Here is a 22,364-nt window from a genome sequence, read left to right on the forward strand (position 1 = left end):
GGCGATCCGGGACTACGTCGACGGCCACAACGCCGACGCCAAGCCGTTCGTCTGGACTGCCGACGCGGACCTGATCCTCCGTCGGGTCGAAGCCGTCTGCAACGAAACCTCCAACTCAGGACACTAGCTCGCCCGGTTCCATAACGGCGGGCGGGAGGACAAGCAGCGCCTCAAGACCCGCGATCGCCAGGAGGCCGAATACGCCTGCGGACCGTCGCCGGGGGGCTTGGGGGAGCCCGGATCTTCAATCGTCCCTACGAAACGCCCGGACAGCCTCCCGCGATGAAACTTCCGTCCCTTCTGCTCGTTCTCCTGCCGCAGACGGCGATTCTGCCTGTCACGGCGGCGGCGTTCACAGCGACGGCCGCGACGGCGGCGTACGGCGCCGGGGAAGAGCCGACGGCGGACTTCTATCTGTCGCCCGACGGGTCTGATAAGTGGTCGGGGACGTCGCCTGAACCGAACGAGCGACGCACGGACGGCCCGTTCGCGACGCTCGAACGGGCCCGCGACGCCGTGCGAACGCTCGACCGCGACCGAACCCGCGACGTCGTCGTCCTGATCCGCGAAGGAACCTATCGGCTGAAGCAAACCGCGGTCTTCGACCTGCGGGACGCCGGCCCGGGCGATTCGGCCGTCACCTATGCCGCCTATCCGGGTGAAACGCCCGTTTTCAGTTCGGGGGAAGAGATCCGTGGTTGGCGGTTGGCCCCGCCCGCGACGCCGGGTTTATCGAACGAAGCGGTCGGCAAGGTGTGGGTCGCCGACGTCTCCCGCGGCTTTCGCACCCTCTACGACGCTGACGGCCTGCTGCCGCGGGCCCGCTCCGCGGGTTTTATTCCGCTGGAGGGCGGCAGCCGCGACGAATTGCACTTTCCCGCCGGCCAACTGAGGAACTGGCCGAACCTTCAGGATGTCGAGATCGCGGTCCGACCGCACCACGCCTGGATCGTAAATATGCTTCCGCTGCGTTCGGTCGACGAAGAGTCGCAGATCGCCCGGACCGCCGTCGACGCCACCTACGCGATGAACCGGCTTCATTTCCTGCGTGAGACGGAGTCGTGCTGGGTGGAGAACGTCCTGGAAGAACTCGACGAACCGGGAGAGTGGGTTCTCAATACCAGCGAAGATAAGCTCTATTTACGGCCGCGGCACGGCGCGGCCGGCGAGGCGCCCCGGTCGATCGCGGCGCCGCGGCTGGAAGAGTTCATTCGCGTCGAAGGCGACATCGATCAAGAGGGCCCCGAGGACGAGCCCGTCCGAAACCTGCGCTTCCGGGGCCTCACGTTCATGCACGGAGACCGCTATCAGATCTCGCCGGACGATGCCGGGCTGCAGCACGACTGGGATTTCTACTATAAACCCAACGCGCTCCTTCGCCTTCGCGGGACCGAAGACTGCGTGATCGAAGATTGCCGCTTCGCCCACAGCGGCGGCGGTGCGATCCGCGTCGATCTGCACGGGCAACGGAACTCAATTTCCGGCAACGTCATCGAACAGATGGGCGGCGCCGGCATCCTCCTGTGCGGCTACGGGCCCGGTACGAAGGACGTCAATAAGAACAACGTCGTCTACAACAACCGAATCCATCATGTCGGCCGCATTTATTCGCACTCGCCGGGCATCATGCTCTGGCAAAGCGGATCTAACCGGGTGGCGAATAATCTGGTGCACAACACGCCGTACACGGCGGTGATCGTCTCCGGCTGCATGGCGGATTTCTTCACGAAGCGGGGCCGGGAGCTCAGCAGGACGATTCGGCGGCATGAGCTTGCCGACCTGCCGCCGCGGCCGGAACGGGAGGACGTGCTCCCGTACCTCCACACACGCGACAACGTCATCGAACGGAACGAAATTCATCATGCGATGGAGGCGCTGGGCGACGGGAACGGGATTTATATCCGCGGGGCCGGTCCCGGCAACGTGATTCGCCGGAACTACATCCATGATCTCGTCGCCCCGATGATCATGCAGGCGGCGATCCGCACCGACGGCGGGCAGACGGACACGCTGATCGCGGAGAATCTGATCTATCGATGCACCTCGCAGGGAATCATTTTAAAGCTGAATAACCGCTGCGAGAACAATATCGTGGCGGACGTCCTCGCCCCGCCTCGCGGCTATTATCTGTCGCTGCGGGAGGGTCCGCTGTCGGGCGCCGCGATCCGGCGGAACGTCTTTTACGCCTCCGGGGCGCCGTTCACCTTTATCGACGAACTGCCGCCGAGGCGGGCAAACGCCACGGAGGACCGCCGGGGCCGTCGCTTGGCGAGGTCGGCCGACGCGGACACCGATCAGAATATCTACTTCTGCGCCTCCGACCCCGCCGCGGGCGAAGCCTTCCTGCGCAATCAGCAGCAGGACGGCGTGGACGGTCACAGCCTGGCCGTCGACCCGCTGTTCGTCGATCCGGCCGCGGGAGACTTCCGCTTTCGCCCCGACTCGCCGGCATTGGGACTCGGAATCGCGCCGCTCGATTTGACCGAGGTCGGGCTGGTAGACTGACCGGTTCCGCGGCCTTCTTCGCCGCACGTTCTCGCCGGTTCTCCCGCTCCCGACCCGATGACCAGACGCCTCACGCTCGGTCTGCTGCTCGTGATCGCCGTCGGCACGCCGGGCGTGACGGCAGCCGCCCAAGACGGCGACCCCGCCGCGGACGACGGCGACCGCGCCTCGCTCGATCGGGCGACGCGATTGATGCGTCGGTTCGACCAGGACGGAAACGGCGCGTTCGAGAAGCAGGAGAACGCCGCGGCTTGGAAGCGCCTTCAGAAGCTGGACGCGAACCGCGACGGGACGCTGTCGCTCGACGAGCTGCGACGGGAGCGCCCCGCGTATCTCCAGACCGACGGCGAGAGAAGGCTCGACGTCGTCTATAAACAAACGCCGCAGGGCGCTCTGCAACTGGATCTTTATTATCCCGACCGGCTTCCCGCGGCGCCTTCGGAGTCCGCGCTGCCGGTCGTGGTCTACACGCACGGCGGCGGTTGGGCGGCGGGGAGTCGTCGCGGCGCCGCGAACGGTTCGTTCGCCGCTGTGTTCAGCAAACTGCTCGATCGCGGGTTCGCCGTGGCGTCGGTGGACTATCGACTGGTGCGGCCGAACCGGGGCCTCGCCATCCGCGACTGCGTGATCGACTCGAAAGACGCGGTTCGATACTTGGCGAAGAACGCGGGGCCTCTCGACCTCGATGCAAAGCGTTTCTTCCTCATGGGCGATTCGGCCGGCGGCCAGATTGCACAGATGCTGTTGCTGTCCCCGCCGGAGTCCCTGCCGGGCGACGAGGAGCTCGCGGCGGTTCCCTATACCACGGTCGCGGGGGTGTCTTGGTACGGCCCCTCCGACTTTGAACGCACGGACCTGTTCAACCACGACGACCGACCGGACTTCCGCGACCGGTTCGCCGCTCGGCTGTTAAAGCCCGATGCGGACCCCGCGGACAAGCTGGCGATTTATCGAGAGATGAGTCCCGCCAACCTCCTGACCGGGGAGAGCCCGCCGCTGCTGATGATTCAAGGGGACCAGGACACCACGATCCCCGTCAAGCACGCCTATTATATGAAGCGGCAAGCGGAGGCCGTCGGGGCGCCGGTCGAGATTCTGATCGTCGAGAACGCCGGACATAATTGGCGGGCGGTCGGGGCGGAGATCAAGCCGTCCCGCGAGGAGATCGTCGAGCGCACGGTGCAGTTCTTCGTCGAGCAACTCGCCGCCTCGCGTCAGGCGGAGGCCGGGTCGCCATGACGTCCGATCGAGGCCGTTTCGACGGAGCCGGTTCCCGCGGCTCCGTTCCCGCACGCCAAACAACGAAGGTGACCACGATGCCGACGCCCCCGACGCTCCGATTCGCCGCCGCGTTTCTATTGCTCCTCGGCGGGACGGCCTCGGCGAATCCCGATGAGGCGGACGCCGACGCGAGGAACCCCGGCGGGCGGCCGAACATCGTGATCGTGATGGCGGACGATCTCGGCTGGGGCGATACGGCGACCTACGGGCACCCGCTGATTCAAACCCCGAACTTGGACGCATTGGCGTCGCAGGGCGTGAAGTTCACCCAGTGTTATTCGGCCGCGGGCGTCTGCTCCCCGTCCCGGTCGGCGATCCTGACCGGTCGGACGCCCTATCGAAACGGCGTCTGGCGGCACCTGTCCGGCGTTCATGAAGCGCACCTGCGGAGCAGCGAGATCACCTACCCCAGCCTCCTGCGGTCGGCCGGGTACGAGACCTGCCACGTCGGCAAATGGCATCTGCTTTCAAAGCCGCAGTTTAATACCGACGAGTATCCCCAACCGGACGACCACGGGTACGACTATTGGCTGGCGACGCATAATAATGCCGAGCCGAGCCACCGGAATCCCCGTAACTTCGTCCGCAACGGCGAAGCGGTGGGCGAACTGAAGGGCTATTCGGCCCCGCTGGTCGCCGCGGAGGCGTCGCGGTGGTTGAAGGAGATTCGCGACAAAGCGAAGCCGTTCGTCCTCTCCGTCTGGTTTCACGAGCCGCACTCGCCGATCGCGACCGACCCGCGATTCACCGACCTGTACGATGGCCATGAAAACGCCGTCTATATGGGGAACGTCACGCAGGCCGACTATGCCCTGGGGCAGATCATGCAGGCGTTGGACGAGGAAGGCGTGAGCGGCGAGACGCTGCTGTTCTTCACCTCGGACAACGGCCCGGTCGCTCGGTTCGGGGGATCGACTGGGGGCTTGCGCGGGGGCAAACGTAGCGACCATGAGGGCGGCGTCCGCGTCCCCGGCGTCGCCCGCTGGCCCGGCCGCATCGAGCCGGGCACGGTCAGCGACGTGCCGGTCATCGGCACCGATCTCTTCGCGACGGCGCTGGACGTCGCCGGCGTCCCCCTGCCCGACGACCGCACGATCGACGGCGTCAGCATGGTCCCCGCGTTCAGCGGGACGCCGGTCGAACGGACCGTCCCGCTCTTCTGGCGGACGCACGTCTCCCCGCCGGACAACCGCGTCGCCCTCCGCGTCGGCGATTGGAAATTGGTCGGCGACGAGACGCTGACGACGTTCCAGCTTTATAATATTCAACAGGATCCGCGGGAGGAACGCGATCTCGCGGCGTCGATGCCGGAGAAAACCGCGGCGATGAAGGAGCGTCTGCTCGCCGTCTGGAAGGAGATCGAGGCCGAAGGGCCGGACCGGTGGTGGAAGAACGAGCGGCAGCAACCGGCCCGCGGCGGGAAACTGAACTATTGAACGTCCGCGGCATTATCAAAGACGCCTTCAAAGTCATCATTCAAGACGCAGCCATGAAACCGGTTCTTCTCCTCTGTGCCTGCGTGGCCTCGCTGACGAGCATCGGCTCGGCGTTTGCGGCGGACCGCCCGCCCAATATCGTCTTCATTATGGCCGACGATCTGGGGCCGGGCTGGGTGGACTACGACGGTTCGAACCCGGACCTGAACACCCCCAATCTACAGCGGTTGGCGAACGAGGGGATGACGTTCACCAAGGCCTACGCGGCGGCCCCGGTGTGTTCGCCGACCCGGGCGGCCTGTATCACCGGCCTGGCGCCGGCTCGAATCGGTCTGACGACCCATGTCCCCGGCAAGGCGGGGAACGAGCGTCCCGGGCCGAAAGGCGGCCCCCGCGAGGCGGATTCGCTCAATCACCTGCCCCTCGACCTCCCCAGCTACGCCCGCGAGCTGAAATTGCTGGGCTACGCGACCGGCTTTATCGGGAAGTGGCACCTCGCCGGCGAAGGCTCGATCGGCACGCCGGACGGGATCGTCAATCGCGACTACCACCCCGAGCGCTTCGGGTTCGACGTGAACGTCGGCGGGTGCGCCTACGGCCAACCCCGATCCTGGTTCGCCCCTTATCACAACGGGACGATCGCCGACCGGAAGCCCGGCGAGTACCTGACCGACCGGCTGGGCGACGAGGCGGCCGCGTTTATTAACGACCATCGGGATCGCCCGTTTCATCTCACGCTGTGGCCCTATTCGGTCCACACGCCGATCAAGGCCCCGCGGGATCTGGTCGCGAAGAACGGCGGCGACGCCTACCGGGCGATGGTCGAGTCTCTGGACGGGGCTGTCGGGAAGGTCTTGGACGCCCTCGAAGCGACGGGGAACGCCGACCGCACGCTGGTCGTTTTCTACTCCGACAACGGCGGTCATATTCCGACCGAGGGGTTGGCCGATAAAAAGGCGTCGCTGCTCGAAGGCGGCCTCCGCGTGCCGATGGTCGTGCGTTGGCCGGGGGTGATCGAACCGGGCACGACCTGTGCCGTGCCCGTCACCAGCATGGACTTCTTCCCAACGTTCGTACAGGCCTCGGGCGGCGTGCCGCCCGAGACGGTCCCGCTGGACGGCGTCGATCTTGCGCCGCTGTTCCGCGGCGCCAACCGCCTGGAGCGCGACGCCCTCTACTGGCACTTCCCCCATAACCGCATGGAGGTGTCGCATTATATGGGCAGCGTGATTCTCGAAGACGAGTGGAAGTTTTATCTGGGGCACGGACTGATCAAAAACAAACTGTTCAATCTGCAAACCGACCCCGGCGAGACGCGCGACGTCTCGGCGGAGTTCCCGGACCGGGCGGAGCGGATGCGTCACAAGCTCGAACGCTGGCTCGCCGAGACGTCCGCCAAGATGCCCAAATCCCCCCGCCAGACCCGGTGAAGAACCCATGGTAAACGCCGCACGACTCTTCGCTCGTTTCCTCGCGACGGCGGCGGCCCTCTCGCTGACGGCGGCTCCGGGCGAGGCGAATCCCCCGCCGAACGCGGAGTCCCCGCCGAACGTCGTGCTGATCTTCGCCGACGACCTCGGCTTCGGGGATCTGGGGTGCTACGGCGCGACCAAAGTGCGCACGTCGAATATCGACCGGCTCGCCGCCGAGGGCCGCCGGTTCTCGGATGCGCACTCGGTCTCCGCGGTCTGCACGCCGTCCCGGTACGGGCTGCTCACGGGGCAATACCCGCTGCGGGCGAACGACGGACGGGGCGTGTGGGGGCCGGCGCCGATCACCTCGCCGCTACTGGTCGAGCCGGACAGACTGACGATCGCGGACGTCTTTAAAAAGAGCGGGTACGGCACGTCGGCGTTCGGGAAGTGGCACCTCGGGTTCAAAACGGGCAAGAACGACTGGCACGTCCCGCTCCGCCCCGGCCCGCAGGATCTCGGCTTCGACCATTACTTCGGGATGCCGGTCGTCAACAGCGCCCCGCCGTACGTTTATGTGGAGAACGACCGCCTCGTCGGCGGCGACCCGGACGACCCGCTGATCCACCTCGGCCGGAACGCGAAGGGGACCGTCCCGCTGACCCCGATCCCGCCGGAGGCCGGGAATCGCAGTCCCAACCAGTTCGCCGGGGCCGAAGCCGCCCATGCGCAGTTCAACGACTATGAGGTCGGCACGACGCTCGCCGAGAAGTCGGTCGAATGGATCGAGGAGAATAAGGACGACCCGTTCTTCCTGTACCTTTCGACGACGAATATCCATCACCCCTTCACGCCGGCCGAGCGGTTCCAGGGAACGAGCGAGACCGGCCTGTACGGGGACGCGATCCATGAACTCGATTGGATCGTCGGCGAGGTGCTGGCGTGCTTGGAGGACAACGGACTCGCCGAGGACACACTGGTGATCTTCACCAGCGACAATGGCGGGATGTTTAATATCGGCGGCCAGGCCGCGTTCCGGGCCGGGCACCGTCAAAACGGCGACCTGCTGGGGTTTAAGTTCGGCGTCTGGGAGGGCGGGCATCGCGTGCCGTTCATCGCCCGGTGGCCGGGCCGCATCCCGGCAGGCACGACCTCCGATCAATTGCTGGGCAACGTCGATCTCCTGGCGACGTTCGCGGCGCTGACCGGGGTGGAACTGACCGACGAACAGCGGGCGGACAGCGTGAACGTGCTGCCGGCGCTCGTCGGAGAGCCGGAGCAGCCGTTGCGGGATCACCTGATTCTCGCCCCTCATAAAGGATCGCACCTGTCGGTCCGCGCCGGGAACTGGATGTATATCCCGAACAGGGGCAGCGGGGGGTTCGGCGGTCGAAAGCCCGGCGACCACACGTTCTCCGGTCCGCCGGCCGCCAGCTTCGTGGGGTCAGTGAACAGCGACATCGAAAACGGTCGCATTAAGCCCGACGCGCCGCCCGCCCAGTTGTACGACCTTGCCGCGGACCGCTCGCAAACTCAAAACGTTCTTCGGGAGCATCCCGAAGTCGTGGCGGAGATGGAGGCGCTGCTGAACGAATACCGACCGGGTCCGAAAGAGAACGCCGCCCGACGTGGCGGCCCGAAGAAACCGGCAGACCCAGCGGCGAAACGGACTCCGCAGAGCAAGCCGGTTCCGTCAGAGAAGCCGACGGCCGCCGCCGACGTTCGCGATTTGCCGCGGCCGGCGGAGACCAAGCCGAACGTCGTCGTGATCTTCGCCGACGACCTCGGGTACGGCGACCTGAGCTGCTATCGCCCGGGGGCGGCGGAGACGCCGCAGATCGACGCCCTCGCGGCGGCGGGCGTTCGCAGCACGGATTTCTTCGTCCCGGCGAACGTCTGCAGCCCCTCGCGAGCCTCGTTATTGACGGGCCGATATCCGATGCGATGCGGCCTGCCCGTCGCCCGCAACGAGAACGTCGCCAAATACCGCAATTACGGCCTGGCCCCGGAGGAACTGACGATCCCGGAATTGCTCAAACCGGCGGGCTACCGGTCGTTGATGGTCGGCAAGTGGCATTTGGGGATGGACGTCGCCGGGTCGCACCCGCTCGACGCCGGCTTCGACGAACACCTCGGCATCCCGAGCAACTACGAATCCAAACGCGGCTCCGATCACGACACGCTGTATCGAGGGCGAACCGCCGTGCAGAAAGACGTGCCGTTCAAAGCGCTGACCAGGCGATACACCGACGAGGTCGTCGACTTTATCGCCCGGCGAAAGGACGAACCGTTCTTCATCTACGTCTCCCACCACATCGCCCATAACCCGATCGTGCCGCGGGATGAATTCCTCGGGACATCGGGAAAAGGGCGGTACGGCGACTTCGTCAAAGAGTTGGATCACAGCACCGGCCGCATTCTCTCCGCGCTGCGAGAGGCCGGGCTGGAGGAGAACACGGTCGTCGTGTTCACGTCCGACAACGGCCCGACGCGGAACGGATCGTCCGGCGGGCTGGCTGGCGGGAAGTATTGCACGATGGAGGGCGGCCACCGCGTCCCGGCGATCTTCCGCTGGACCGGGACGATCCCGCCGGGTCAGGTCTCCGACGTGACGCTCACCAGCATGGACCTGCTGCCGACGATCTGCCGGCTCGCCGGCGTGACGCCGCCGGCGGATCGCACGCTCGACGGCCGGGACGCGCTCCCGATTCTGCTCGGCCGGCAGTCCGAAACGCCGCACGAGGCGCTGGCCTATTACAACGGCACGAACCTGCAGGCGGTCCGCGAGGGGAATTGGAAACTGCACCTGCCGCGGACCGCCGCCGATCAGCCGTTTTGGTCGAAGAAGCCCGCTCCCGGAAAAGGGTTTGTCACGCTGGATCAGCCGCGGCTGTACGACCTCGGCCGCGACGTGGGCGAGCGTCACGACGTTTCCGATCAGAATCCCGACGTCGTCGCCCGCCTGCAGAATCGGGCGGAACTATTCCGAACCGAACTGGGCGACGTGCACGTCCGCGGCGCCGACCAGCGGGCCATCGACCTCGTCGACCCGCAGGAACGCTGACCGCCCGCCGCACTGCCAATCGCCGCACCGTGCTGGCCGAGCCGCCCCCCGACTTCCTCACAGGCGACCTCGAGACTGCCTGACGGTCCCGGGCCCGGCAATTTCCCGGGGCGCCGCCGGGGACCCTCGAGCCCCGGCGCCCGGGACCGGGTCGGTCTGCGAGGAACCTGTCGGAAACGCGGACGCGTGGCGGCGGCGCGTGCGGTGAAGCGGCGCGGCGAGGAACTTGGCGTCACGCTTTGCGCGGCGATACTGCAGCGTCAATATCTTCGCGCTGGTTCCAACCGCGACGCCGCACACCAGTCGGCGGGATGTGGCGGCGTATTCGAGCGGTGCACCAGGACACATGAGCGACGTCAATCCGGACGACCTGCTGCGAGTCACCCTCGCCAGCATCGGCGACGCCCTGGTCACGACCGACGCCGCGGGCGGCGTGACCTACCTCAACCCGATCGCCGAGGAACTCACCGGTTGGACGCAGGCGGACGCCCGCGGACGCCCGCTGGCCGAAATCTTTCGCATCGTCAACGAGCACTCTCGCGCGCCGGTCGACAACCCGGCCGACCGCGCCCTGCGGGAGGGGGTCGTCGTCGGTCTGGCCAATCACACCGTGCTCATCGCCCGCGACGGCGTCGAGCGGCCGATCGACGACAGCGCGGCGCCGATCCGCGACTCCGCGGGGACGATCGTCGGCGTGGTGCTCGTGTTCCGCGACGTGACGGAGCGCCGGCAACGCGAGCGGGACCTGAAGACCAGCGAGGCCCGCAAGGCGGCGGTGCTCGACTCCGCCCTGGACGGGATCGTCTCGATCGACCACGCCGGCTGCGTGTTGGAGTTCAACCCCGCTGCCGAGCGAATGTTCGGCCACACCGCCGACGACGCCCGCGGCCGGGAGCTGGCCGAACTGATCGTCCCGGAGCGATTCCGCGACGCCCACCGCCGCGGCATCGCCCGCTACCTGGAGACCGGCGAGGGACCGGTGCTGAACCGCCGCGTCGAACTGACCGCGGTGCGGTCCGACGGGACCGAGTTCCCGGTGGAGGTGTCGATCACCCCGGTCGCGGGGGACGGCCCGCCGACCTTCACCGGCTATATCCGCGACATCACCGAGCGGAAGCGGGCGGAGCAGGACGAGGCGGAACGCGTCCGCCTGACGGCGCTGCGGGCGGAAGTCGCCGGGGCGCTCGCCACCGCCGACCCGCTCCCCGACGTGCTCCGCCGGTGCTGCGAGGCGTTCGTGGAGCGCCTGGACGTCGCGTTCGCCCGAGTCTGGGCGCTGGAACAGGCCGGTGCGTCCGACGCGGAAGAGGGCGGCACGCTGGCGCTGAAAGCCAGCGCGGGCCTCTACACGCACCTGGACGGCGGTCACGCCCGGGTGCCCGTCGGCTCCTACAAGATCGGGCGGATCGCCCGCGACCGCCGCCCGCTGCTCACCAACGACGTCGCCCACGACCCGAACATCAGCGACCCGGAATGGGCGCAGCGGGAAGGAATGGTCTCCTTCGCCGGGTTCCCCCTGCTGGTGGAGGGCCGGTGCGTGGGCGTGCTGGCGATCTTCGGGCGTACGGCCCTCTCCGACGCCGTGCTGGACGATCTGGCCCCGCTGGCCGAGCAGGTCGCCGGGTTCGTCGACCGGAAGCGGGTCGAGGTCGCCCTGCGGGAGAGCGAGCTCCGCTACCGGATGGTCGGAGAGGCGGCCAACGACGCGATCTGGGACTGGGACTTCGCCAATAACCGCGTCACTTGGAACGAGGGGGTCCGCACCCGATTCGGGTACGCCGCCGATCAGATCAGTCCCGAAGCGGATTGGTGGGTCGAGCAGATCCACCCGGACGATCGGGACCGGGTCTCCCACGGCATTCACGCGGTGATCGACGGTCGGGTTCACGACGGCGGACCGGGCGGCGGGGACAATTGGCAGGACGAATACCGGTTCCGCCGGGCCGACGGCGGCTACGCCACCGTGTTCGACCGCGGCCGCGTGGTGCGGGAAGACGGCCGGGCGGTCCGGATGGTCGGCTCGATGTTCGACCTGACCGAGCGGAAACGGGCCGAAGAAACGGTGCGGCGAAGCGAGCGCCGGTTCCGGGCGGCGGTCGAGTCGGTCGGCGACATCATCTGGACCAACAACGCCCGCGGCGAGATGGAGGGCGAGCAACCCGGCTGGGGAGCCTTCACCGGGCAAACGACGGAGCAATATCAGGGGTTCGGCTGGGCGGACGCCGTCCACCCGGAGGATGCGCAACCGACCGTCGACGCCTGGAGCGAGGCGGTCGCCGAGCGGCGGGAGTTTAACTTTGAACACCGCGTCCGCCGCCGTGACGGGCAGTGGCGGCTCTGCACGATCCGGGCGGTGCCGGTGCTGGACGAGGCCGGCGAAATCGCCGAGTGGGTCGGGGTGCACGCCGACGTCACCGAGCAGCGGCGGGACGAACGGCGGCGGAAGTTTCTGGCCGACCTCACCGCCGCCACCCAGCCGCTGACCGACCCTGACGAGGTGACGGCGACCAACGCCCGGCTGCTCGCCGAGCACTTGGATGCGGACCGCTGCGCCTACGCGGAGATCGAGGGCCGGCCCGCCGCCGAGGCGACCTTCGTGATCACCGGCGACCACGCGCGGGGCGTGTCGAGCATCGTCGGCCGCTGGCCGGTCGCCGCCTTCGGGGCGGCGTGCGCCCAGGCGATGGAAGCGGGCGAGAGCTACGTCTTCGCCGACGCGGAGGCCGACCCGCGGCTCGGACCGGACGAACGGCCGGCATACCGGGTCGTCGACGTCCGTTCCGCCGTGTGCGTCCCCCTGCACAAGGGCGGGCGATTCATCGCCGCCATGGCCGTTCATCAGACGACTCCCCGCGAGTGGACCGCCGAGGAGGTCGAGCTGGTCGAGACGGTCGTCGACCGCTGCTGGGAGGCGCTGGAGCGAGCCCGAACGACGCGCCGTCTGGCCGAGAGCGAGGCCCGCTACCGCAGCCTGTTCGAGTCGATGGACGAGGGGTTCTGCCTGATCGAGGTCCTGTTCAACGCGGAGGGTCGAACGGAGGACTACCGCATCCTCCAGATGAACCCGGCGTTCCGGAAGCACACCGGCTTGGGCGATGTGGTCGGACAGACCGCGCGGGAGTTCGCTCCGGACCTCGAGCCCTTCTGGCGGGAGACCTACGGGCAGGTTGCCCGGACCGGCGAGCCGGTGCGGTTCGTGAATCACGCGGCGGTCCTCGACGACCGCTGGTTCGAGGTCCACGCCTACCGGCCTGGCGGCGCGGATACCGGCGAGGTGGCAGTCCTGTTCAAGGACGTCAGCGACCGGAGGCAGGCCGAGGAGGACCTGCGACAGAGCGAGGAACGCCTGCGGTTCCTCGACGCTTTGGGCGAGGCGACGAGGGCGGAGGCCGATCCCGCCGCCGTCATGACCGCCGCGACCCGGCAACTCGGTGAGCACCTCGGGGTCACCCGCTGCGCCTATGCCGACGTGGAGCCCGACAACGACCGCTTCACCATCCGCGACGACTGGCGGGCGCCCGACGCGGCGACCACCGCCGGCACGTACAGCCTGGACCTCTTCGGCGTCCGGACGGCAGCCGACTTGCGGAACGGGCGAACGCTGGTCATTCGAGACGTGGACACCGAACTCGATCCGGCCGACGACGGCGGCGCCGTCATGTTTAGCTCGATCGGCATTAAGGCCATCATCTGCTGTCCGCTCGTCATCGACGGACGGCTGCGGGCCATGATGGCCGTCCACCAGGCCGAGCCTCGTCACTGGACGGCCGACGAGGTCAGTCTGGTGCGGGAAGCCGCTGAGCGGTCCTGGGCGCACATCGAAAGAATCCGCTCCGCGGCGGCTCTGCGGGCGAGCGAGCAGCGGCTGCGGTTCCTCATGGACTCGATGCCGCAGAAGATCTTCACCGCCACCCCGAGCGGCGAGGTGGACTACTTCAACCCGATCTGGAGCGAGTTCACCGGCCTGTCGTTCGAGAAGATCCGGGAGTGGGGCTGGTTGCAGTTCGTCCACCCCGACGACGTGGACGAGAACGTGCGGGCCTGGCAGCGCTGCGTCGACTCCGGGGAGCCGTTCCAGTTCGAGCACCGCTTCCGCCGGGCCGACGGCGAGTACCGCTGGCACCTCAGCCGAGCGGTGCCGATGCGGGACGAGGCGGGGCGGATCGGCATGTGGATCGGCTCCAACACGGAGGTGCACGAGGTCAAACTCCTGCAGGACGAGTTGCGGAAGGTCGCCGCCAACCTGTCCGAGGCCGATCGCCGCAAGGACGAGTTCCTCGCCACCCTCGCCCACGAGCTGCGCAACCCGCTGGCCCCGATCCGCAGCGGGCTGGAAGTGCTGCGGTTGGCCGGCGACTCCCCCGACGCGATCGCCGCGGTTCGCGAGACGATGGAGCGGCAGACCCGGCAGATGACCCGGCTGATCGACGACCTGCTGGACGTCTCCCGCATCACCCGCGGCAAGCTCCAGCTCCGCCGCGGGCGGGTCGAATTGGCGGAGGTCGTGCGGAGCGCCGTCGAGGCGGTCCGCCCCGCGCTGAACGAGGCTCGGCACGAGTTCACGTTGTCGCTGCCCGAAGACCCCGTTCCGCTCGACGCCGACGCCGCCCGGCTGGCCCAGGTCTTCTCCAACCTGTTGGGCAACGCGATCAAGTACACCCCGCCCGGCGGTCGCCTCTCCCTCGCCGCCGCCGCGGCGCCCGAGTCAGGCGGAGACGGGGCAGACGGACACGGATCGCAGGGGGCGGGCGAAGTGATCGTCTCGGTCCGGGACAACGGGCTCGGCATCCCGGCGGAGAAGCAGGAGTCGATCTTCGGGATGTTCAATCAGCTCGAACGGGACGGCGGCGAAGAAGGGTACGCGGGTTTGGGAATCGGGCTGACGATGGTGAAGTCGCTGGTCGAGTTGCACGGGGGCGAGGTGTCCGTCCACAGCGGGGGAGAGGGGCGGGGCAGCGAGTTCCGTGTGCGCTTGCCGCTGCTCGAGCCGACCCCGCGTCGCAGATCCGAACCGGGGTCCGACGCGGCGGGGGAGCACGCCGTCGGCCGGACGTACCGCGTGCTCGTCGTGGACGACAACCGGGCCGCCGCCCGCATGCTGGGGATGGTGGTGAAGATGCTGGGGCACGAGGTTCGCACCGCCCACGACGGGTTGGAGGCGGTCTCCGCCGCCGCCGAGTTCCGCCCGGCCCTGGTGCTGATGGACCTGGGGATGCCGAACCTGAACGGTTACGAGGCGGCCCGCCGCATCCGTGACGAGCCGTGGGGCCGCGACATCGTGCTGGCCGCCCTGACCGGCTGGGGCCAGCGGGAGGACCGCCGCCGGACCGCGGAGGCCGGCTTCGACAGGCACCTCGTCAAGCCCGCCGAGCCCGCCGCCCTGAGGGAGCTGTTCGCCGTCTTAGACGATGCCGGGCCGCCCGAATCGTAAGAAAGGTTTCCAACCTGTCCGGCAGACGGAGCGAGTCGGGGGCCCGCGTCGCCGTCACCTTGAAGGGGAAGGCCGACGCCGCCATCCTCACGGGGGCGTCGCCGGACCGACGCCCCCGCCCCCAAGGACGACCGTGCTGATGAGCCTCCCCGCCCCCCCCGATCCAGACCGCCGGCGGCAACTCGGACACGACGTGAAGACGTACTTGGGGATCGTCACGATGGGGCTGGAACTGCTCCCCGCCCTCCGCGACGACCCGGCGCAATTCGACGCGATGCTCGCCGAGATCCGCAGCGAGGGGATCGCTCCGCTCCGCAAGGTGGTCGCCGAACTCGCCGGAGGCTCCGCCGCGTAATCGCTGCCGGGGCCGACCTCTCCTCGGCGGTGAGCTTTGAACCGTGCCGCTTATTCGTAACGGTCCTCCTTGAATAAACGGGGAACCGACCGAAAAGGGATCCCGCCCCGCAGGCTCCAGCGTGACGATGCTATAGAGGCGACGACACGGTTCGCGGAGCGCCGCTTGAACCGAATTTCGATCGTCGGAACCATCGATTCTGCCGGCAGAATCGCCCGGGGCCGCTTCTTCGCGCCCCACAGCTTCGTTTCGCACTGTCTCGACCGGCGCCGCGGCGGGTTCGGTCAGCGGCGAAACTTGGAAACATCGATGTCGTGTTGCTTAATAATCTTGTGCAACCCCTGTCGGGAAAGACCGGCGTGCTGGGCCGCGGCGGATACGTTCCCGTCGTGCTCGCGGAGCAGATGAACGAGATACTGCTCCTCCGCGATCCGCAGCGCTTCGTCTCTGGGGAGATCAGTGGGGAACGTGAGCCGCACGCCGGCGCCCTCTTCTTCAAGGAGCGATCCCGACTCGCTCGGCGCTCCGTCGCTCGACTCGATGCCCGTTTCGTTCGGCTCTAACGACCGGACGGCCCCAGCCGTGGCCGGACCGTCCGAACGTTCCCCTGCGAGGGAGCGACGCACCTCCTCCGGAAAATCCGCCGGCTCGATCAATTCGCCGCGTGCCAAGACGAAGGCCCGTTCGACGACGTTGCGCAATTCGCGGACGTTCCCGGGCCAGCGATGGCGCCTCAGCGCCTCCACGGCGGCTTCGGAAAAGCCGCGAACAGGGCTGTCCTCCGGTTTGAGGCGTTTCAAAAAGCGCTCCGCCAAGAGTCGCACGTCGTCGCCGCGCTCGCGGAGGGGCGGCAGTTCAATATGAATCACGCCGAGCCGATAGTATAAGTCCTGTCGAAAACGCCCGGCTCCGACCTCCGCGGCGAGATCGCGGTTGGTGGCGCAGACGAACCGGGTATCGACCGAAACCGATTTCTGCGAGCCGACCGGCGTGAAGGTCTGCTGCTGCACCGCCCGTAATAACTTGGCTTGAAGCGGCAGCGGCAACTCTCCTAATTCATCAAAGAACGCCGTACCGCCGTCGGCCTGCTTCAGCAATCCTTCGGAGTCTTTTACGGCGCCTGTAAACGAGCCCTTCGCATGCCCGAACAGCATCGACTCGAACAGCGACTCCGGCACCGCGGTGCAGTCGATAATTTGAAACGGGCCGTCCGGTCGTTGGGAGCGGCGGTGAATGGCCTGGGCGACGACTTCTTTCCCGGTGCCGCTCTCGCCGGTAATTAAGACGTTGGTCTTCGTGGGCGCGACTCGCTCGATGACCTCGAACAACTCGCGCATCTTCGGGCTGGCGCCGACGAGGTTGGGGAACAGCGCCGACAGGTCCGCCCCCTCCCCGGGCGGCAAGGGAGCGTCGCGTTCGCCGCGGGCGCCCTTCAACGCCCTCCGCACGCTGGCCAGCAAATCCTCTAATTTGACCGGCTTGAGCAGATAGTCGGTGATCCCCAACCGGATGCTGTCGATCGCCGTCGGCAGGCTCGGCACGCCGGTGACCACGACGATCGGCACGCCGCGGCGGTGTTTTTGTTGATCCCGCAGCAGCTCTAACTTCAGGTTCCCCGGCATATTCAGGTCGGAGAGGACGAGATCGAACTGCTCCGCACGCAGCTTTTCGATCGCCGCGTGGGCGTCCGCGACGCACACGCATTCATAGCCCGCTTGTTCCAGCAGCTTCGCGGTCGTGGTGCGAAACAGCGGCTCGTCGTCCGCGATGAGAATGCGGCCGCCCATGGGATCACGCTCCCCCTCGGGCTGCATCGGCTTCCGCTGCATCGGCGTCCGCGGCGCCGGTATCGTCTGCACCAACGTCCGCGGCATAACGAGGCAACGTGACGCGGAACGTCGTGCCTTCGCCGAGTTCCGTGGCGCAAGTCATTTCCCCGCCCATCGCGGCGATGAGGTTCTGCGTCACGGACAAGCCCAGGCCCATCCCCTCCTTTAGTTGTCCTTTCGTGCTGAAGAACGGCTCGAAGATCCGCGGCAGCGTTTTGGCGTCGATCCCGGTCCCCCGGTCGACGACGGCGATCTCGACCGTCGAGGCTTCCGCGCCGACCTCCACACGGACCTCGCCGCCGCGTTCGGAGGCTTGGACGGCATTGCGGACGAGGTTAAAGAGAACCTGCTTCAATTCGTTCTTCGGCAGCTTCGCGGGCGTGCCGTCCGCCGCGTCGCCGAGACTGCTGACTTCCAGCCGTACGCCGTAGCGCTCGGCGGTCGGGCCAAGCAGGCAGAACACGTCGCCGACGACCTTCTCGACCGAGATGTCCGCCGCCTGCGGCGGGGACCGGTTATAGAGTTGGTACATCTGCCGGATGATGCCCGCCACCCGCTCGATCTCGCCGTCGACCAAATCCAGCAGGTCGTAATGAGGGTGGCCCGGATCGAGGCCGCCGCGGATCAGGGCGAAGGCGTTGCGGATGCCGGCGAGGGGGTTGTTGATCTCATGAGCGACGCCGGCGGCCAATTCTCCGACCGCGGCGAGCTTCTCCATGCTGGCGCGGGTCCGCTCCAGCCGGGCGACTTTCGCGGTCTGTTCGCGGAGGCGGCGTTCGAGCAGGTCGTTCTGCCGAGCCAGTTCCTCCTTCATACTCTGTCGCTCGGTGATGTCCCGCACGCTGGTGCGAAACCCCAGCCGCCGCCCCGCGTCGTCGGCCATCGGCTGGTACGAAACCGCCATCCAGAGCGAATCGCCGCCACGGGTCGTGACGCGGAACTCCCGATCGTTCCCCGAGCGGCCGGCCTTGGCGTCGGCGAGGATCTCCCGCCAGAGGGCGTGGTTTCGCTCGTCCACGATCGGCAGCGGGTACTCCGGCATCGCGAGGCACTCATCCACGTCGTACCCGGTCATCAGCGCCACGGCCCCGTTCACCCACACGAGGGCGCCGTCGGACCGGTGCCAACTCTCCCAGTCGTAGGTGGATTCGGCGACGAACCGGAACAGGGCGTCGTCGATCTCCCGCCGCCCCGGGGCGGCGCCGTCCGTCGGATCGGTCATAGGCATGACGCCGCGGCGGAGGAGATCGAGGCGGACGGGTGGAAGGGGGGCGGCATCTTAAAACTCCGCCGGGGGGCGGGCGAACCGGACGCGTCCCCGGCGGATCGTGCCGACCAGCGGTTACCAGTACCAGAACCAGATCAGCAGAGCCGTGAAGGCGACCAGCCCGGGGACCAGTATCGCGGTGACGAGCGTAAAGAGCAGAGCGTTCTCCGCCATGTCCCCGAACTCCGCACCCCTCTCGGAGTGCGATTCGGACGGCGTGGGGCGCGGCAGCGGGGGGCGGAGGAGCGCCAAGGCGTCGAAGCCCGTGGGAATCTCGGACTTGGCGGGCGGCGGCGTGCCGGAGGCGGCGGGAGTGAGGTACGACATGAGAATCTCGGAACGGGGGAACGGCGGATCGGGGAAAGAAATTGCACGCATCAACGCGAACGGCGGGGCGGGGTGGCGTGCATTGCCCCCGCCCCGCCGCGACGGGGAACTCCGTTTCCGAGACGCCGCGTGGCGGCGTCACCTCGGGCATGTCACCGCGGGACGACGACCGGCGCGCTCGACACCCGCGGGGCCGGGGCCGCGGGCGGCGCCGCCACGACCGGCGCCGCGGTCGAGATCGAACGAGCCGGATACGAGTACACCACCCGCGGCTGCGGCGTGATCGTCCGGGCGGGCTGCGAGTACACGACCCGCGGCTGAGTGGCGTACGTCGGCCGGTGCACGACCTGCGGCGTATAGGCCGGGGTTCCCGTCTGCGAGAAGAACGGCCGCGCCGGCTGGGGAGCCGCCCAATTCGACTGCACCCGGGGGAAGGTCAGGGCGGAGGGGCTCGTCGCGGCGTGCCGATTGTGGAACCCGGAGCCAGGGCGGAGACGGTCCCCGGCGACCTTCCCGGCGAAGGCGGTGTCCGCCGCCGCCAAGGCGGCGACAAGGCCGGCGACTGTCAGCAGCTTGCAGTTGGAGCGCGACATGACAAAAGTGCTTTCAACAGGGTCCGCGTCCCGAACCACGGACGGGCAGGCGGACTCGAAGGAGAGGGCGTTGCCGTGGCGACCTGGGCGGCGTTTCGTGCCGTCCGCCCAGGCTGTTATGGCAGACATGCACGCGTCGTGCCGGAACGAATACCCATTCGTTTCCGCCGCCCCGACTGCATCACTTTCGGCCTATCCTGACAGGCAAAATCCACGCCTGAGACTCTCGAATATTTTCGAGCAGAATTCCAGAATCGCGAAATAAAGCGGGGGGCGTCAACGGCGGGCGACACCGTCGCCGTTTGTGGACGTCAACGCACGGCGACAGTCCCGGCGCGTCGCCGATCCGCCGCTCCTCGACCGTCCGCGGGGCTTGTTCCCGCCGGCTCTGAGATTTGACGGCGTCGAAGTTGTCCGAGCCGTCGATCATCGTGCTCGCAAGCAGTTCGGGCTTGCCCCCCCTTCACGGTCGAAGCCAGCGGATCGCCTTGGCGAGCGGTTCGATCCGTGGAGGGGAAACCGGCCCGCGGCCGATCCCGGGGGCGCCGCGTCTTGATCCACGGACGGCTCGACGTCCACGGTTCCGGAGACCCCCATGGTCCCGGAGAAGCCCGACCCGCAGACAATCTACGTCGATCGGCTTTCATCCACCACGGCGACGGCCGAGCGACTCGACGCCGGCCTCGCGTATGGACGCGACCTCCAACCGCAATCCGCCCTGCCTCACAATTTGAGGTGCAGCGCGGCGAAATCGGGACGACAAGATTCGAACTTGCGGCCTCCTGCTCCCAAAGCAGGCACTCTACCAGGCTGAGCTACGTCCCGAGACGTGCGGGGATCGTACCCCGGGGGGGCGGACAGGTCGATGCGAGTGCCGGTTCGCGTTTACCCGCCGAACACTCCCATGAATGTTTGAGCATACACCGGCACGTACGCCGCGATCTGCGTCAGGGCCATTGCGGTCGCGGTGATCCGCAGACTCGTCGCGAGCGCCGGGGGACGTTCCGTTTTCACCAGCCACGCCCCCGCGATCTGCCACGGGAGGCACGCGGTCGCCGCCCACGGGGCGACGCCCAACATCAGACCGCTGATCAGGCCGTAGGACAGCGGACTCCCGATCAGCTCCAAGGGGAACCCAATCCACCAGGGCGAAAGCGCCGCGGCCGGCAGGCCCCACGCGACCGCAGCGGTTCCGCATCGTCCAGTACCCACCTGAAGCGCTGTGATCGATGCCGCCGCGGTCGTCGCCGCGGCGAGTCCCGCGAACAACAGCAGGAGGAGTTCAGACACCAAAAGGCTCCGGGGCGATCGAGGGAGATCGCCCCGGAGCCTGTTCATCCATCGACGGACCGTTCGCCCCTCGGCGAACCTCACGCGGCCCGCAGCTTCTTCAGCAGGCTTTCGAAGGCGTCGTTGTCGGCGAAGCTCAGGCGGATCTGGCCGCTCTCGGCGCCCCGCAGCACGATCTCGACCGGCACGCCCAGTTGGTCCCGCAGGCCGTCGCGGACGCTTTCGAGGTGCGGGGTGAGCGCCTTTGCGTCCGCTTTCGGGGCGTCCGCGGCTTGCTCCGGATTCGACTGATCCGGGTTCGATTCGTCGGAGGCGTCGAACACTTTGAGGTCCGGCTCGCTGGTCGGTGCCGCCTCGCCGGTCGGCATATCGACGAACAGCTTCTCCTCCTCCTCCTCGGGCGATTCCTCCTGGGGGCGAATGGCGCCGGCGATCGCTTCGGGGCCGGCTTCCTCCTCGTCCGCCGTATCGTCGACGTGCACGGGGGCGGTCAGGCCGGCGGCTTCGGCGTCCGCGGCGGCGGTCTGGGCGTCCCGCTCGAAGGCCTGGTCGCGGCAGAGTTTCTCCGCGGCCCGGACCGTCAGGCCGCCTTCGATGACCAGCGCCATCGCCGCGACCTGATCGGCGCCGCTGAGCGCCAGCAGCGCCCGCGCGTGGCCGGCGGAGATCTTTTCCTCCCGCAGCGCGGCCGCGACGGCCGGCTCCAGATCGAGCAGCCGCAGCAGGTTCGAGACCGCCGGACGGCTGACGGAGAGGCTCTTGGCCAGCGCCTCGACCGTGCCCCCGAAGCGGTCGAGGTAGTCGCGGAAAGCCTTCGCCTTTTCGAGCGGGTGCAGATCCTTCCGCTTGATGTTCTCCTCGATCGCCGCTTCGCAGACCTCCTTGTCCCCCAGTGCCAGCACGCGGCAGGGAACGGTTTCCAGGCCCGCCCGCTTGGCGGCCATCAGGCGGCGCTCGCCGGCGATCAGTTGGTACTCGCCGTTCACCTCCCGGACCAGCAACGGCTGGAGCACGCCGTGCCGGGTGATGCTCTCGGCGAGTTCCTTCAGCTCCGGCTCGGCGAAGTCCTGCCGAGGCTGGAACGGATTGCGTTCGATCAACTCGACGCTGATCGCCCCGCCCTCGGCGTCTTCCGGGGGAGCAGCGACGGCCGGGGCGGATTCGCGGTGTCCGCCGAGCAAGGCGTTCAATCCGCGGCCTAACCGACGTCCGCCCACGGTTCCCCCGGACTGGGGTGCAGACTGGGCGTCGTCGGGGCGGTGCAGCCGGGCGGGTTGGGCAGACATAGCGGCGGATTTCCCGGGAGCGACAAAGACTTGGAGAGACCGGAACCCCCGCCTCGCCGGCGGAAGCCGGGGCGGAGAGGCCCGGTCGGGACGTACCGGTTGAGTCGGTCGTCGCGGCCGTGCCGGTTCAGCCCGCCCGTCGATCGTTCGGGCGCGTCGGTGTCGCGCGGAACGCATTCGCGGTCCGCCGGCCTCCGCGAAGCCGCCGGTCACGCCGTGGCCGGCGGCCGCGGCGGGGCTTAGGATGCCGGCCCACCGATCGCTTCCCTGCCCCCCCCCCCGCCCCCG

The 22,364-nt window shown here is 68.0% G+C and carries 13 protein-coding genes and 1 tRNA gene; 7 read left to right on the forward strand and 7 right to left on the reverse strand.

Annotated elements, in window-relative coordinates; all coding sequences use genetic code 11:
• The first annotated feature begins 282 nt into the window (after positions 1-282).
• The 7 genes from LzC2_RS12970 to LzC2_RS13005 all read left to right on the forward strand — a co-directional run bounded on the left by LzC2_RS12970 (position 283) and on the right by LzC2_RS13005 (position 15,484).
• Positions 283-2,505, forward strand: coding sequence for a right-handed parallel beta-helix repeat-containing protein (locus LzC2_RS12970; protein WP_171187616.1), 2,223 nt, complete (start codon positions 283-285; stop codon positions 2,503-2,505).
• A gap of 57 nt (positions 2,506-2,562) precedes the next feature.
• Positions 2,563-3,744: an alpha/beta hydrolase fold domain-containing protein gene (locus LzC2_RS12975; protein ID WP_171187619.1), complete on the forward strand. Its 1,182-nt coding sequence runs from the start codon at positions 2,563-2,565 to the stop codon at positions 3,742-3,744.
• Between the two features lie 77 nt (positions 3,745-3,821).
• On the forward strand, positions 3,822-5,222 hold the full coding sequence (locus LzC2_RS12980; protein ID WP_171187621.1) for a sulfatase family protein: 1,401 nt from the start codon (positions 3,822-3,824) through the stop codon (positions 5,220-5,222).
• Positions 5,168-6,652, forward strand: a complete 1,485-nt coding sequence (locus LzC2_RS12985) for a sulfatase (protein ID WP_171187623.1) — start codon at positions 5,168-5,170, stop codon at positions 6,650-6,652. Before LzC2_RS12980 ends, LzC2_RS12985 begins: the two co-directional genes overlap by 55 nt.
• 7 nt (positions 6,653-6,659) lie before the next feature.
• Entirely contained in the window at positions 6,660-9,698 is a 3,039-nt protein-coding gene (locus LzC2_RS21850; protein ID WP_206678705.1) for a sulfatase-like hydrolase/transferase, read from the forward strand.
• A gap of 346 nt (positions 9,699-10,044) precedes the next feature.
• Positions 10,045-15,129 (forward strand): PAS domain S-box protein, encoded by a 5,085-nt coding sequence (locus LzC2_RS13000; RefSeq protein WP_171187625.1) that lies wholly within the window; start codon positions 10,045-10,047, stop codon positions 15,127-15,129.
• A 139-nt stretch (positions 15,130-15,268) separates the two neighbouring features.
• Entirely contained in the window at positions 15,269-15,484 is a 216-nt protein-coding gene (locus tag LzC2_RS13005; protein WP_171187627.1) for a hypothetical protein, read from the forward strand.
• Positions 15,485-15,768: 284 nt separating this feature from the next.
• Here LzC2_RS13005 and LzC2_RS13010 read toward each other — a convergent pair whose 3' ends face one another.
• From LzC2_RS13010 to LzC2_RS21855, 7 genes are all read right to left on the reverse strand, one after another.
• A complete protein-coding gene (locus tag LzC2_RS13010) occupies positions 15,769-17,271 on the reverse strand; it encodes a sigma-54-dependent transcriptional regulator (protein WP_171187642.1) in 1,503 nt (500 codons plus the stop codon).
• Between the two features lie 4 nt (positions 17,272-17,275).
• Positions 17,276-18,535 (reverse strand): two-component system sensor histidine kinase NtrB, encoded by a 1,260-nt coding sequence (locus LzC2_RS13015; protein ID WP_171187629.1) that lies wholly within the window; start codon positions 18,533-18,535, stop codon positions 17,276-17,278.
• Between the two features lie 120 nt (positions 18,536-18,655).
• The gene (locus LzC2_RS13020; protein WP_171187631.1) at positions 18,656-18,907 is read right to left on the reverse strand and encodes a hypothetical protein; all 252 of its coding nucleotides are present in this window, start codon (positions 18,905-18,907) and stop codon (positions 18,656-18,658) included.
• A gap of 152 nt (positions 18,908-19,059) precedes the next feature.
• Complete coding sequence (locus LzC2_RS13025; RefSeq protein WP_171187634.1) at positions 19,060-19,500, reverse strand: hypothetical protein; 441 nt, start codon at positions 19,498-19,500, stop codon at positions 19,060-19,062.
• A 751-nt stretch (positions 19,501-20,251) separates the two neighbouring features.
• A tRNA-Pro gene (locus tag LzC2_RS13030) sits at positions 20,252-20,325 on the reverse strand.
• Between the two features lie 60 nt (positions 20,326-20,385).
• Positions 20,386-20,790 carry a hypothetical protein gene (locus LzC2_RS13035; protein ID WP_171187636.1) on the reverse strand — a complete coding sequence of 135 codons (405 nt, stop codon included), beginning with the start codon at positions 20,788-20,790 and terminating at the stop codon, positions 20,386-20,388.
• Positions 20,791-20,870: 80 nt separating this feature from the next.
• Entirely contained in the window at positions 20,871-22,076 is a 1,206-nt protein-coding gene (locus LzC2_RS21855; RefSeq protein ID WP_171187637.1) for a ParB/RepB/Spo0J family partition protein, read from the reverse strand.
• Positions 22,077-22,364 lie beyond the last annotated feature (288 nt).

It is taken from the genome of Alienimonas chondri (assembly GCF_013036045.1).
GTDB classification, from domain to species: Bacteria; Planctomycetota; Planctomycetia; order Planctomycetales; family Planctomycetaceae; genus Alienimonas; species Alienimonas chondri.

Excerpts from the sequence above, each read along its gene's own strand:
- LzC2_RS12970 (WP_171187616.1), top strand. The coding sequence starts at position 283 with ATGAAACTTCCGTCCCTTCTGCTCGTTCTCCTGCCGCAGACGGCGATT.
- LzC2_RS12975 (WP_171187619.1), top strand. The coding sequence starts at position 2,563 with ATGACCAGACGCCTCACGCTCGGTCTGCTGCTCGTGATCGCCGTCGGC.
- LzC2_RS12980 (WP_171187621.1), top strand. The coding sequence starts at position 3,822 with ATGCCGACGCCCCCGACGCTCCGATTCGCCGCCGCGTTTCTATTGCTC.
- LzC2_RS21850 (WP_206678705.1), top strand. The coding sequence starts at position 6,660 with ATGGTAAACGCCGCACGACTCTTCGCTCGTTTCCTCGCGACGGCGGCG.
- LzC2_RS13000 (WP_171187625.1), top strand. The coding sequence starts at position 10,045 with ATGAGCGACGTCAATCCGGACGACCTGCTGCGAGTCACCCTCGCCAGC.
- LzC2_RS13005 (WP_171187627.1), top strand. The coding sequence starts at position 15,269 with ATGAGCCTCCCCGCCCCCCCCGATCCAGACCGCCGGCGGCAACTCGGA.
- LzC2_RS13010 (WP_171187642.1), bottom strand. The coding sequence starts at position 17,271 with ATGGGCGGCCGCATTCTCATCGCGGACGACGAGCCGCTGTTTCGCACC.
- LzC2_RS13015 (WP_171187629.1), bottom strand. The coding sequence starts at position 18,535 with ATGACCGATCCGACGGACGGCGCCGCCCCGGGGCGGCGGGAGATCGAC.
- LzC2_RS13020 (WP_171187631.1), bottom strand. The coding sequence starts at position 18,907 with ATGTCGTACCTCACTCCCGCCGCCTCCGGCACGCCGCCGCCCGCCAAG.
- LzC2_RS13025 (WP_171187634.1), bottom strand. The coding sequence starts at position 19,500 with ATGTCGCGCTCCAACTGCAAGCTGCTGACAGTCGCCGGCCTTGTCGCC.
- LzC2_RS21855 (WP_171187637.1), bottom strand. The coding sequence starts at position 22,076 with ATGTCTGCCCAACCCGCCCGGCTGCACCGCCCCGACGACGCCCAGTCT.